The 13,839-nt window shown below is 47.9% G+C and carries 8 protein-coding genes and 1 rRNA gene; 6 read left to right on the plus strand and 3 right to left on the minus strand.

Features of this window, described 5'->3' with window-relative positions; genetic code table 11:
- The first annotated feature begins 791 nt into the window (after positions 1-791).
- The 6 genes from GX135_04015 to GX135_04040 all read left to right on the plus strand — a co-directional run bounded on the left by GX135_04015 (position 792) and on the right by GX135_04040 (position 11,459).
- Positions 792-1,793: a serine protease gene (locus GX135_04015; protein NLN85256.1), complete on the plus strand. Its 1,002-nt coding sequence runs from the start codon at positions 792-794 to the stop codon at positions 1,791-1,793.
- 248 nt (positions 1,794-2,041) lie between these two features.
- Positions 2,042-2,308 (plus strand): type II toxin-antitoxin system YafQ family toxin, encoded by a 267-nt coding sequence (locus GX135_04020; GenBank protein NLN85257.1) that lies wholly within the window; start codon positions 2,042-2,044, stop codon positions 2,306-2,308.
- 288 nt (positions 2,309-2,596) lie between these two features.
- Complete coding sequence (locus GX135_04025; GenBank protein NLN85258.1) at positions 2,597-6,877, plus strand: sigma 54-interacting transcriptional regulator; 4,281 nt, start codon at positions 2,597-2,599, stop codon at positions 6,875-6,877.
- A gap of 4 nt (positions 6,878-6,881) precedes the next feature.
- Positions 6,882-9,734 carry a DEAD/DEAH box helicase family protein gene (locus GX135_04030; protein ID NLN85259.1) on the plus strand — a complete coding sequence of 951 codons (2,853 nt, stop codon included), beginning with the start codon at positions 6,882-6,884 and terminating at the stop codon, positions 9,732-9,734.
- 25 nt (positions 9,735-9,759) lie between these two features.
- Complete coding sequence (murB, locus tag GX135_04035) at positions 9,760-10,680, plus strand: UDP-N-acetylmuramate dehydrogenase (GenBank protein NLN85260.1); 921 nt, start codon at positions 9,760-9,762, stop codon at positions 10,678-10,680.
- Positions 10,677-11,459, plus strand: a complete 783-nt coding sequence (locus GX135_04040; protein ID NLN85261.1) for an ABC transporter permease — start codon at positions 10,677-10,679, stop codon at positions 11,457-11,459. The genes murB and GX135_04040 overlap by 4 nt, the downstream gene beginning before the upstream one ends.
- Positions 11,460-11,598: 139 nt before the next feature.
- On the opposite strand, the gene GX135_04045 is transcribed toward GX135_04040, so the two are convergent.
- The 3 genes from GX135_04045 to rrf form a co-directional block, all read right to left on the minus strand.
- Positions 11,599-12,750 carry an HD domain-containing protein gene (locus GX135_04045; GenBank protein ID NLN85262.1) on the minus strand — a complete coding sequence of 384 codons (1,152 nt, stop codon included), beginning with the start codon at positions 12,748-12,750 and terminating at the stop codon, positions 11,599-11,601.
- 69 nt (positions 12,751-12,819) lie between these two features.
- Positions 12,820-13,530, minus strand: coding sequence for a formylglycine-generating enzyme family protein (locus tag GX135_04050; protein ID NLN85263.1), 711 nt, complete (start codon positions 13,528-13,530; stop codon positions 12,820-12,822).
- Positions 13,531-13,723: 193 nt separating this feature from the next.
- A 5S ribosomal RNA gene (rrf, locus tag GX135_04055) occupies positions 13,724-13,839 on the minus strand; the annotation flags it as partial.

The following is a 13,839-nucleotide window of genomic DNA, read 5'->3' on the forward strand; positions in this document are numbered from 1 at the left end:
ACAATGGTTTCAAGCTCATCTCGCTCCGCTTTGGTTAGTGTTACTTTGTACTTGATCATAATCACCTCTCTATTGTGAGGCAATTATTCTCAACCCATACGACTTGTCAAGCTTGACATGACACTAGGTGATAAAGAGGAATCTGAGTATTATTATAAAGAATTTATCAAAGCATACAAGAAGGATTAGCCGTGAGTGTTTTTATAATAAGTTTAGACAATTATGCGATAACGTTATTATAGATGAGAATGACCTTGTCCCCGGAATTAACACCAGCCGCAGAGTGGCACAATTACATTTGACAAATTAATGTCACCTCTGATTAGCCTTGGTTTCCGATGATTTGACAAAAGAATGTCACAAACTGAGGGATTTTCTGCCATTTTGTCAAACGAGTGTCACAATTTGACATTTCAGGTGTCACTTCTTACTGAGCGAATCGAAGGCTTTTCGAACGTCCCTCTTGCTTGCCGCCTTATGTCTCCCTTATGTTTATAAAGCCAAACATAAGCCACACATAGTTTTAGGGCTTTGATGGGTGTTTTTCACAAGACTCGTTCTATAATAATGATAGCTGCCTTGAGGCTTAGTTTTAAATCACACCCAAAGAGTCAGGCGGCGACCAGTATGACAAATCCGCATGAGCTATTTTTTGCGCAGAGATACTTGGGACTGCTATTGAGATAAAACTTACCAAGGTCATAAAAACAATGTTCAAATAGCTTGACACAAATAGAGAGTTTGATTTAGTGTAAATGATGTTAAGAATAAAGCAAAAAAAGGACTAAGACATGAATTTGACACAAGATCGTGTCCAGTTGATACAAAAACTGGAGGAGATTCGCAATACAAAAGCATTGCTCTACATCACTGGTGACAGACCTGGCTGGGAAACGCAGGTACACCAAGAGGTCCTTGGTCATTTTGCAAAGCATTTAGAGTTGATGATTGATAAATCCAAAGTTCCGCGAATATCGTTATATTTATACACTCGAGGTGGCAACACCCTTGCTGCATGGAGTATTATCAGCCTAGTCAGGCAATATTGCGAAGAACTTGAGATAATTGTGCCATCGAAAGCTCATAGCGCGGGTACTCTTATGTGTCTGGGATCATCCAAAATTGTTATGACAAAGCAATCGACTCTCGGCCCCATCGATCCCAACATTAATACACCTCTTAATCCACCAATTCCTACTGTCCCTGGTCAGACCTTTCCAGTTAGTGTCGAAGCAATCAACGGATATATTGAGCTCGTTAAAAAGGAATTTGGTATAACTGATAATAACGCACTTGTCGACGTTGTTAAAGTTCTATCAGACAAGATACATCCGTTAGTACTTGGAGAAGTTTATAGGGCAAGAGCCCAGATTAAGATGCTTGCAAAAAAATTACTGGCACTTCATTTACCTCAAGCTGATGAGGATAAAATTGATAGAATTGTTAGTTTCCTTTGTACCGATTCTGGTAGCCATGATTATACGATAAACCTTGTCGATGCAAGAGAACTTGGATTGAATATTGAAGAAGCAGATAAGCCCAATCGGGAGATTATTAACGGCATATTTTCAACAGTTTCAGAAGATTTAGAACTGGATGTACCTTTCGATCCAATTAGATTGCTCGGGCCAAACGACACAGCTAAATATTGCAACAAAAGAGCAATAATTCAGAGTATATATGGTGGTCAAGTATCTTTTATTACTGAGGGTATGTTAACATTGAGCAATGACAACGGTAATAATATCGTAAGGGAAAATCGAGCTTTTGAAGGATGGAGAAATGAGCAATAACTCAAGCAGCCAGCGTATGATTTCCAATACAGCTAAACAAATTGGATATATCAATTATTCTAATAGTTCCGACAGGTTTTCGGGATTTTTTACCTATAAACAGGATTTTATAAGTAGACTGTTTACCTTACCTGCTCTCAAAAGACCAAATCAAATAACAAAAGCTGCCATAGAAGAAACAAGGGAACTAGACAAATGCACTAGATTCGACACGATTAATGACCTATTTAATGATCTAGAGAATTGAATTGCTTCAGATTTTTCGGACTTCCCGATTTAAGCGGGATTTTAAGAACTATCAGTATAATGAGGGTCTTAAAGACTTGTTGTGGGAGATTATTGATTCATTAAGAAATGAAAGACCTCTACCGGCGAATTACAGAGACCACCAATTAAAAGGAGAGTTTAGTATGTGTAGAGAATGCCATATCACACCTGATATTTTACTAATTTACAGAATTGAGAATTCATCATTATTTCTAATCAGAATGGGCTCACATTCTGATTTATTTTAGCGGCATAAATACATGTTGAGACTTGCACTGATTCTGGATGATTTGACAATTTGCTGTCACAAACTGAGGTCATTTCGGCTATTTTGTCAAACGGATATCTCAATTTGACATTCAGGTGTCACTTATAAACGTCATTTCATAATTACACCTGCCATTTTGCATCCGGGCTCCTCCGCCCCATCCCTCTCCCCACCTGCCTTCCAGACCCATCCATATTTTTCCTTGACAGTATGGTGTAAATCAAATTTACAGTAACATGTCAAGTGATTGACAGAGGATAGAGGAAAAATGAAAGACAAATTGACTTTTCAGTTGCGCGACTTCATCGTCCAGCGTTTTCCGCTTGCCAGGCTGCTTGGCAGTTTGAAGGACCAGGATTCCAGTCACCTGGTGGAAATCATCGGTGGCAGCGGCAGCGGCAAATCCTATTTGGTGAAGCCCTTGCTCGAAGGTTTGCAAGATTCCCAGAGCCGGGTGAATCGCTATTCCCCGCGTGTGTTTGCCTTCAACCAGTTCATCCCCGTGCTGCGGCAAATCTGCGATGTGGATGAAACACTTTTGGAGGAGCTTTTCGAGGAAAACAGACAGCATTTCCGCACCGGCCGCAAGTATGATTTCTTCTATTTCCTGACCGAGCGCTTGAACCAGAAAAAGCTGCTGAAACCCTGCGCCCTGATTATCGACGATGGCGACGCGCTGGATTCCTACACCCGTGATTACCTGCAATATCTGGTGCAATACGCGCCCGACGCCGGCATCCAAATCATTATCCTCTCCCAAAAGCGGCTGTTTTCATTTTCCCAAAGCGAAAGTGTTCCCGCGCTCAGCGTTGACGACCTGCAAAAGCTGGTCCACAATGTGTTTTCCGAAGAGGAACTGGGCTATGTGACCGAAAGCGAAATCCTGCACCAGCTCTCCGACGGAAACCTTTTGGTGGTGGAAAGCATCATCGCCCAGATGTTGTCTGGGAAAAAGCCGAAATTTGACCTCACCCCCTTCCTGGACAAGAGCCACGACCCCCAGCAGATTTATATGGACACCCTGGAAAGCCTCAGCGAAAGCCAGCGTCAGTTGCTTTTGGCGATGTTTGTTTTGGATGGCGGCTTGAGCGCGGCACAGGTTCGCGCCTTCGGATGGGGCAAAAGCCATAAAAAAGACCTCGAAATCCTGGAAGAACGCGGCTTGGCAAGCTGTTTGGAAGACGGCTGTCTGGTTCAAAAGAAAAAATCGCTCAAAATCTGGCTGGAGCAAAATCCAGAGGCGCTTTCCGGTGAATTTTTGGAAAAACTGAAAAAACTGATGGAAGATGAGGAGGAACACCTCCAAACCCTGATCCGGCTTTTGATGCGCCAGAAGAAATACGTCGCCGCTCCCTTTGAGGGTCTCATCGGCGAATTGGAAACGCTTTGTGACCACGACAAGCTTTTGGAGCTCTACCGCTATCAACTCAAACAGACCAAAAAACCCGCGCTGAAACTGGCTTTGCAGCAAAAAATCGCCGAGGCTCACAGCGGGTTGAACCAATTGGACGAAGCGGGCGAACACCTGCGCCAAGCGCTTCACATCTGCACGGAACACTCCCTCCCCGCTGAAGAAACGGTTCATAAGCTTGCTTCGAACCTCTTCGTGGCAAACAGCACCGCCTTCGCGCTGGAAATCATCCGAAAATTCGCCCCGCAAAACATCGACCCCATCTGGCACGCGAAAATCCTGCTGCTCAAAGCCGACATCCTGGCTGAAACTGAGGAATATGACGCCGCGATTACGATTTTGGAGGATATCACCCGCCAGGTTGGGCCCATCGACGACAAAACCCAGCGCTGGACGATTCAGGGTGAAGCCAGAAAAATCAAGGGTAAAATCCACTATTACGTGAACGAATGGGAACAGAGCGAAGAGGCTTTCAAAGAAGCTGAAAACTATTACAACCTCGCCAAAGACAGCCGCGGCCTGGCTGCGATTTTCAACAATCTGGCGGTTCTCTATATGTTCCAGGGCGATTGGGAACGCAGCGAAACCTATTTCCTCCGCAGCCTGGAATTGGAGCAAAAGCTCTTCAACCTCAACGGTATCTCCGTCTGTTACAACAACTTGGGCAGCCTGATGGACGACACGGGCGACACCGCCAAAGCCCTGAAATATCTGGAACAGGCTCTCAAGCTGCAAAAAATGCTGAACGAGCCCTATAACATCACCAATATCTACAACAATATCGGTGTGACCCTGATGGATCATGGCGAATATGATGAAGCGGAAGATTCGCTGCAAAAGTCTCTGCAAACCGGCATCGACTTTGGTTTTTACCGCAATATCGTGGCATCGCTGAACAACCTCGGCGCGCTCCAATTCAAAAAAGGTGACTGGGCGCAGTCCATCGCGCTTTATGAACAAGCCATCAAAAAAAGTGAGGAAAACAACTTCACGGAAGGGCTGCTGCGTTCCTTCAGCAATCTGGGCGAAGTTTATGAAAAACAGGACGAGCTGAACCTAGCTTACGACCTCTGTTTCAAAGGCTTGGAGCTTCTGCCAGCCGTCAGCGACGACTATATCAAAGCCGAATTGCATGGCAACCTGGGCAGCGTGCTCACCAAGCTGCGAAAATTCAAGGAAGCCTATTCATACCTGGTGGAAAGCCTCGATTTTTTCAAATCCATCAACGCCCGGGACAAGATTGTGGAAGGCTTTTTGAAGCAGGCTTACTATTTCATTCTGACCAGAAACAGCGAAAGCGCGGATTATTATCTGAACCAAGCGCTCAAGATGGCGACAGAACAGCACCGCCGTTTCGACATCGGAAAAGCCCACTATCTGCGCGCACTTTTGGAACGAAAAAACCTGGAATCCGCCAAGCAAAACCTCCACGAAGCCATCGAGATTTTCGTGGAAACATCCAGCATCTACGAGCTTTCCCTGGCAAATTATGAACTGGCGGAAGTGCTCTACGAGCTCGAGGACTGGGAAAAAGCGCTGGAAATCCTCAAAGCGAACAAGAAAGTGATTCAACAGTATGGCTCCATCAAGCTTTTGGAAAAAAACGACATCCTGAAGGACAAAATCTCGCGGGAATATGCCGCCCAGATGAAGGACGTGCAATTTGAGGAAAACCTGCTGAATCAATTCTATGAAATCACCCAAAAGCTCAACAGCCTCACGGATTTGGAAGTTTTAACCGAGCACGCGCTGGACAGCCTGATAGAGATTTCGGAAGCCGATGGTGGAATTTTGTGTCTGCATGGAAATGAAACCCTGCCCGACGCTTGGGACTACAAACTTTTCCGAAACTTCTCCCATGACAGCCAATTTTATGACGACTTTATGAACGCCTGCTCCCGCTCCTACCGCGAAAACGAGATTGAAAACCACAAACAGCCCCATTTCGCGCCCTCTTTCAATCATATTTTGGTCCTCCCGCTCGCCATCCGCAGCGACGTTTTGGGCGTGGTTTTGCTCTTCAGCAAAAGCGGTTCCCACTATTTTTCCGAGCGCATCGTGAATCTGCTCAGCGCGCTTGCCAACCAGGTTATCGTGATCATCGAAAATGTGCGTTCTGCCAGCCTGGAAAAGACCCACGCCACCATTCGCGAACAGCTTTTATCGGATAATCTCTACGCCAATATCATCGGCAAAAGCCCTGAAATGCAGAAAATCTTTGAAATCATCGAAAAGGTGAAGGACACGCCCACCACGGTGCTTTTGGAAGGACCCAGCGGAACAGGTAAAGAATTGATAGCCCGTGCTTTGCACTATGGCAGCCGCAGACGGAACAAGGCTTTTGTGGCGCAATATTGTGGCGCGCTGCCGGAAACCCTGTTGGAAAGCGAACTTTTCGGTCACGTGAAAGGCTCCTTCACCGGCGCCGCCTACGACAAAAAAGGTCTGTTCGAAATCGCCGACAGCGGCACCTTCTTCCTGGATGAGATTGCCGATATCAGTCAAAGCACCCAGGCAAAGCTGTTGCGCTTTTTGCAGGAAGGCGAAGTGAAGCGGGTGGGCTCCACCAAAACGGAAAAGGTGAATGTCCGCGTGGTTTGCGCCACAAACGTTTCCCTGGAAGAAAAGGTGAAATCTGGGGATTTCAGACTGGATCTATATTACAGGCTGAACGTCATCCGCATCCGGGTTCCCTCTTTGAAAGAACGCACCGGAGATGTGCCTCTGCTCGCCATCCACTTTTTGGATAAATACAACACCCGCATGGAAAAAGAGTTGCAAGGTTTCAGTGATGACGCCATGAAGGTTTTGGAAGGCTACGAATGGCCTGGAAACGTGCGTCAGCTCGAAAACGAGATCGAACGCGCCGTGACCTTGGTGGAACCGGGCTCCATCATCCGCGCCAGCGATTTTTCGGACGAAGTTCGCCGCTACATCGAAAATCAAAAAACCATCAGCATGCTCACAGGGCGTAAAACCCTGAAGGAAGCTTTGGAAGAGCTGGAGAGGGACATGATTCTGGCGGCAATGGAAGCAACGGATTGGAACCAAACTCAGGCGGCGAAGGATCTGGGAATTTCGCGCCAGGGTTTAATCCAAAAACTGAAGCGCTTCAACCTGGACAAAGACGACAACTAAAGGATTGACCCACTTGGAAAAACACGACCCACCCTCCTTGCGTGAAAAACTGAATTTCACCGCCATCGACGCCGAAACCACGGGCCTGAATCCCAAAAAAGATGAAATTATCGAACTGGCAGCCGTTCGTTTTCGCGCTGGTGAACCGGTTGAACGCTTTTCCACCCTCGTGAGACCCAAACGAGACATCCCAAAATTCATCCAATTTCTCACCCATATCAACCCGGAAGACCTGAAAAACGCTCCCAGAGTCAGTGAAGCCATCCGGAATTTCTTCGATTTTATCGGCACAGACCAGCTTGTGGGACATAACGTCGGTTTTGATTTTGGTTTCATCAACCACCATTCCGACCTTACCGGAGGTCCGCAAATTGATGCCCCGGCGTGGGATACGGTGGAAATATCCCGGGTGTGGTTTCCCTATTCCAGCGACCACAAACTTGGCACCCAAGCCCAAAATTTTGGCATCGACCTGCAAAACGCGCATCGCGCCCAGGCGGACGCTGAGGCTTCCGGACTGCTTTTGGTGAAAATGAGCGAACACATTATTGACCATTATCCACTGCTCACCAACGCCCGGCTTTTGGATTTGGCAACCCAGGCCCAGATGGAAAATTCGCTCTATCACTTCCTGCGCATGATTGTGGAACATCAACGGCGAACCGCACTGTCCGCAAGGCCTCCCCGCCCTCCGGATGTGTTGAAACCCAACGTGGTGGAAAACAAAGTCTTGGAAGCAAGGCTGGATATTGAAAAGGTTTTTGGGGAAGATGGACTGCTTTCCACGCGGTTTCCAAATTTCGAATTCCGCTCCGGACAGCTTGAAATGGCGGAGCTCATCAATTCCTGTTTCCAAGACGAAAAACATCTGGCGGTGGAAGCCGGAACCGGTGTGGGTAAAAGCTTTGCCTATCTGGTTCCCTCGCTTGATTTTGCCAATAAAAAATCCACCAAGGTGGTGGTTTCAACCAACACAAAAAACCTGCAGGAACAGCTTTTTCACAAAGACCTCCCCCAGCTAAAATCCATGCTGCCTCTGCCTTTCAAAGCCGCACTGGTGAAAGGCCGCGAAAACTATGTCTGCGAAAGGCGTTGGGAGGAATTTTTGATGGAACAAACCAAGGGCCTCAGCGTTTGGGACGCCATGGGTTTGCTCTATCTTTTCATCTGGAAAATGCTCACCAAGTCTGGAGACGTGAGCGAAAACTCTTCCTTCGATCGCAAACGCTTCGGTTCTGTTTGGCGTAAAGTGTGTTCAGACAGATATTTATGCGCGGGCAGAAAATGTCCCCACGCCTCAAAATGCTATGTCATGACTCTGCGCAAACACATCGAAACCTCCACCCTGGTGGTCACGAACCATTCCCAGCTTCTGGCGGATATGCAGATGGAAAACAGCACCCTGGGAGAATACAGCTATCTGGTTGTGGATGAAGCACATAACCTGATGGCAACCGCTGCCAAAAACCTGGGTTTGGAGCTATCCTATCCCGATGTGGCAGGCCAATTGAACCAATTTTGCCAAACCCAGAGACGCCGACGCAGTGGTTTTATCCACCAACTGGAGCAGATGATGGCAAAAAGCGTGGTCGGCGTGGCGCCAAAAGAGTATATCAGCCTGTTGTGCAACGATTTGGCGGAATTGACCGAACAAATCCGCGCCACAATTTTGGAGCTTTACAAAGAGGCGCAGGATCGCTGTGACGAAAAGGCAAATTATGGCAAGCTCAGGATTCGTGATACCGGTGAATTTCCCAAATTATACAAGCTGCTTACCTCTCTCACCTCGGATTGGAAAAACCTCATGAAGCAAATCACGGCTTTGGGCAATGTTTTCAACAGTCTGAACAGCAAACAGGTTCCCAGCTATGACAGCCTGGCAGAGGCTTTGGCGTCTTTCATCAACCGTTTTTCCGAAACCGAGGGCGCGCTGTTGAGGCTGGCAAATCCGGATTTGGACAACAACGCCCTCTGGATTGAAAATATCCGTCGCGGTGAAGGCAAAACGCCCACCTCAGCGCTGTGTTACGCGCCGGTGGATGTTTCAAGTCAGCTCCACACAATGCTTTACAGCACTGTCCCCAGCATTGTGTTCACTTCCGCCACCCTGGCTTTGCGTGGTTCCTTCAGATATTTCTTCGGTCAAAGCGGGCTCAGCCTGGTTTCTCCCGAAAAGCTGGAAGCCCACATTGTGGATTCACCTTTCGATTATGATGCCCAAACACGGCTGATGATTGCCAGTTTTTTGCCCGAACCCAAAGACCGTTTTTTCATGAATCAAGCCCTGGGCAGCCTGCAACAAATCCTGACCAGCACGGATGTGGGCACGATGATCCTCTTCACCAGCTATCGTGATCTGAACAGCGTTTACGAACATCTCGGCGAAGAACTTTACCGACGCCAAAGACCTTTTTTCGCTCAAGGCATCGCGGCGAGCCGCAGCTCCATGCTCCAGGAATTCAAACGCCACAAAAACGCTGTCCTGCTGGGCACAAGCTCGTTTTGGGAGGGTGTGGACATTCAGGGCGAATCCCTTTCTCTGCTCATTCTGTTCAAACTTCCCTTCCAAGTTCCATCCGAACCTGTGGTTGAGGCTCTGATTGACAAGCTTGAGCGCGAAAAAAAGGATTCTTTCCAGCATTATATGCTGCCCAACGCGCTGCTCAGGCTGAGACAGGGTTTTGGAAGGCTCATCCGGGGAAAAAGTGACCGCGGCATCGTGCTCATCATGGATTCCCGTGTTTCAAACAAAAATTACGGAACCTATTTTAAACAGGTTTTGCCCGCCAAAGCCCAGGAACTCAGAAGCGAACTGGAATTGCTCAGCGAGGTAAGCCGCTTTTTCAACATTTCCTAAAATCAAGGAGACCACCCTGAAAACACTGATTCAATCACACTTTCCGGATTTGGTTGCCAACGGCGCCATTCGTTTTGAAGAACCCCTTTCGGGGCATTGCAGCTTCCAGATTGGCGGCCCCGCTGAAGTCTTTTGCGAACCTGAAAACGTAACGCATCTTATTGAGATGATTTCTTTTGCCCTGCATAATCGTATAAATTACTTTATCTTGGGCAAGGGATCCAATGTTTTGATAAGCGATAAGGGCATGGAAGGGATGGTTGTCCACACCGGCAGGCTGAACCGCATCGAGCGGGATGAACACTGCATCAGCGCGCAATGTGGAGCCAGTTTGAAAGACCTCTGTGTTTTTGCCCAGGAAAACGGTTTGTCCGGGCTGGAATTTGCCTCCGGTATTCCCGGAAGCGTTGGTGGCGCTGTGTTTATGAACGCTGGCGCCTACGGTGGTGAAATCAAGGATGTTCTTCATTTCAGCAAATATCTGGAGCCCACCCAGGAAGGACTGAAAAACTTTGCCTCCGTGAAGCATCTCAAAGCGGAGGACCACCTCTTTGGCTATCGCAGCAGCGTGTTTCAAAATAGCGGTTTCATCCACCTCAGCAGCTTGTTTCAGCTTCGCGAGGAGGATCCCAAAGCCATTATTGCGCGCATGCAGGAGCTTGACTTTGAACGCAACTCCAAACAGCCCATGGATTTACCCAGCGGCGGTTCGGCTTTTAAACGCCCTTCGGGACATTTTGCGGGAAAATTGATTGATGATTGTGAACTCCGTGGTTTTCAGATTGGCGGAGCTGCCATTTCCCAAAAACATTGTGGTTTCATTGTCAATCTCGGTGGAGCCACGGCTGTGGATGTCCAAGCGCTCATTTCTCACGTGCAAAATACTGTTCTGGAGCGCTTTGGGGTCAAGTTGGAGCCCGAACTTCGTCTCATTGGCCGCCAATGAATAAAAACGCTTCCCGCATTTGGCTGCCCCTGCTTTTTCTGGTTCTGATTCTGGGGCTTTGGCAATTTATCAGTTCCAAAGCCACGATTGCCTTTTGGGTTTTGCCCTCTCCGGTGGCGGTTTTACGCGTCTTTTGGCAACAGCCAGCCCTGCTTTGGACTCATCTTCGTCCCACCCTGATAGCCAGTGTTGCTGGCCTGCTTTTAGCCACCCTGCTGGGGGTAATAACCGCTTTGGGCATGCACGGCTCGCGTGTAATCCGGCAAATCCTTTATCCCTATCTGGTTGTCTCGCAGACTGTTCCCGTCATTTCTGTGGCGCCATTAGTCGTCTTGTGGTTTGGTTATGGCATTTCCGCGAAGATATTTGTCGTTGTTTTGATGTGCTTCTTCCCCATCGCGTTGGGACTTTTTGAAGGGCTCAAACAGGTTTCCCAAGAACAAATCCGGCTTCTGCGTTCCATGGGCGCGGGAAAATGGATGATTTATCGTCATTTGAAGATACCCGCCTCCCTGCCGGCGTTTTTCACAGGATTAAGATTGGCAGCCACTTACAGCGTGATGGGAGCTGTGATTGGAGAATGGCTGGGTGGCGAGGCTGGGCTGGGAATCTATCTCACCCGCTCCACCAAATCTTTCCGCACCGAGCAGGTCTTCGCCGCGATTTTAATCATTATTCTGCTCAGTTTATTCCTTTTTGGCATCGTGGCGCTTCTGGACCGGCTCCTACTGGGTTGGCATTATAAAAAAATTGATGAATACGAGGATCCATCCCGCTAACCACAGCCCCCACCTGCTTCACTCTTGACTCTGGCTCAGGAGTAACCCCAGAGTCTCCCATCATCAACCCGATTCTTTTACGGGAAGGTCACGAGGCATGAGCAAGTTACTCCGGGGTCGGAGTCAAGAGCCAAGCAGCTCACCACTTCCAGGGAACCAAATAATCCTTGATTTCCTCGTTATAATAGCGGTCTGTCATGGTGGCAATGAAATCCCGCACTTGTTCGGCGGGTGAAAACCCTTCCAGATATTCGGGAATCTTGAAATCCAGAAAATGTTTGAAGATTTTGGAATTCCGGCGTTCCTTTCTGATGTCTTCCATATATTTATCAAACAGCAAACCCATGGTGTGGTTGATGATACGATTGGATTTCTTCACGTTTTCATCCGTGTAAATGTGTTCGTAGTTAAAGTCTTTCAGTTTCAGCATATAGTGTGAAGTCTCTTCGTCAAAGGCAATCCAATCCTGTTCGTGGCTGTTCACAATCACGCTTTTAATCAGAGTTTCGATAATATGGCTGTTGGTGTTGCCCAGTTTGTCGGTCACGTCTTTGGGTAAGTCTTCTCGTTTCAGCATGTTGAAGCGGATGGCGTCCTCGATGTCCTGCCCGATGTAGGCAATGGTGTCCGTGATGCGAACCACACAGCCTTCCAGCGTGGCAGGCATCCAGTTCACATGGACTCCGGCTTTTTTATTGCGGATATATTCCTGGATGCGCTCTTCAGTTTTATCCGGCTCCGGCTTCAGGACGGTGTTGTGAACTTCGCCATCGTGGGAAATTATGCCATCGCGAACCTGGAAGGTGAGGTTTAAGCCCTGCCCTTTGCGAGAAATGTGATCCACGATGTGCAGAGATTCCAAGTTGTGGTGAAATTGGCCAATTCCATGTTCTTCGCAGGATTTAGAAAGCGCCATTTCTCCGTCGTGACCAAATGGGGGATGCCCCAAATCGTGTCCCAAAGCGATGGCTTCGATGAGTTCAGTGTTCAGCCCCAGATATTTGCCAATGGTGCGTGAAATCTGAGACACGTAGGCGATGTGGAGATTGCGGTTGGTCATCTCCTCATCGATGAGATTGGTGAAAGAAAAAACCTGCGTTTTACCATGATAACGCCTGTAGGCGCCACTGTATAAAATGCGGTCACGATCCACGGCGAATTTTGTGCGCATATCGTCCGGCGTTTCTTCTTTCACGCGCCAGGCGTTTTCGTCTCGAAAAGCTCGCGGTCCAAGAGCGCATTGGCTTTTGGACCTGATTTCCGCGAAAATCCTGTTTAGTTTATCTTGCATTGTGGCTCCCAAATATTGTCTTATATAAATAATTTAAAATCCGTGGCAGGGAAAGCAAAGCTTTTCTGGCTAAAGCCCGGCTCTCACAACTCGAAAACCCACATAGTTATTCCAATTATAGGGTGTGAAGCAGAAATTTCTGAAAGAAACCCGGCAGCAATTGTAATAAAAATCCCAGGAGCCACCTCGGAGCATTCGATGTGTTCCAATTTCAGGTCCCCTGGGGTCCAAGCCTGGGCTGTTCTCATAGTAATCTTTATCATACCAATCCCAACACCATTCAAAAACGTTTCCACTCATATCGAAGATGCCCAGCTCGTTGGGGGGTTTTTTGCCCACTTCATGGGTTTTATCTTTGGAGTTTTCGTTGTACCAGGCAACGCTGCCCAGGTCGTCGGAACCGGAATAGGTGAAGCCGACGCTCAGCTCTCCCCCACGTGCGGCATATTCCCATTCGGCCTCGGTTGGCAGCCTGTAACCATTTGCGCTCCAGTCACAATGCACACTGTCACGGATAATTGTGTAACATGGTTTCAAGCTTTCCCGAATACTGCGCCGGTTGCAATATTCCACAGCTTCAAGCCAGGTCATCTGTTCCGCTGGCCTGTTTCCACCTTTGAATTTGGAAAGGTTGACTCCCATAACTTCCGCCCATTCATTTTGGGTGACCTGATATTTTCCAATCCAAAAAGGAGAGAGAGTAACTTCATGAAAAGGCAGCTCATCTTCATAGCCTGCATCGGATCCCATCAAAAAAGTTCCACCTGCAACGAACACCATGTTTTCACGATAAACCCAGTTTTTGGGCGGGATCGGTTTCTGCAATAAGGCACATCCAGAAAGGATGATTGTGGCGGCGGCAAAGAAGTATTTTAATGTTTTGGTTCCCATTTTTATCTCCCAGACCATTTGATACGCGGTGGGATTTCCCGTCAAGATTGTTTTTCAAAAGTGAACACAAAAAAGGCGTCAGCGATGGCGGCGACCTACTCTCCCACACAGTTGCCCATGCAGTACCATCGGCGCGAGCAGGCTTAACTTCTGTGTTCGGGATGGGAACAGGTGTGACCCCGCTGCTATGACCACCAT

The organism is Candidatus Cloacimonadota bacterium (assembly GCA_012522635.1).
In the GTDB taxonomy this organism is placed as follows: domain Bacteria; phylum Cloacimonadota; class Cloacimonadia; order Cloacimonadales; family Cloacimonadaceae; genus Syntrophosphaera.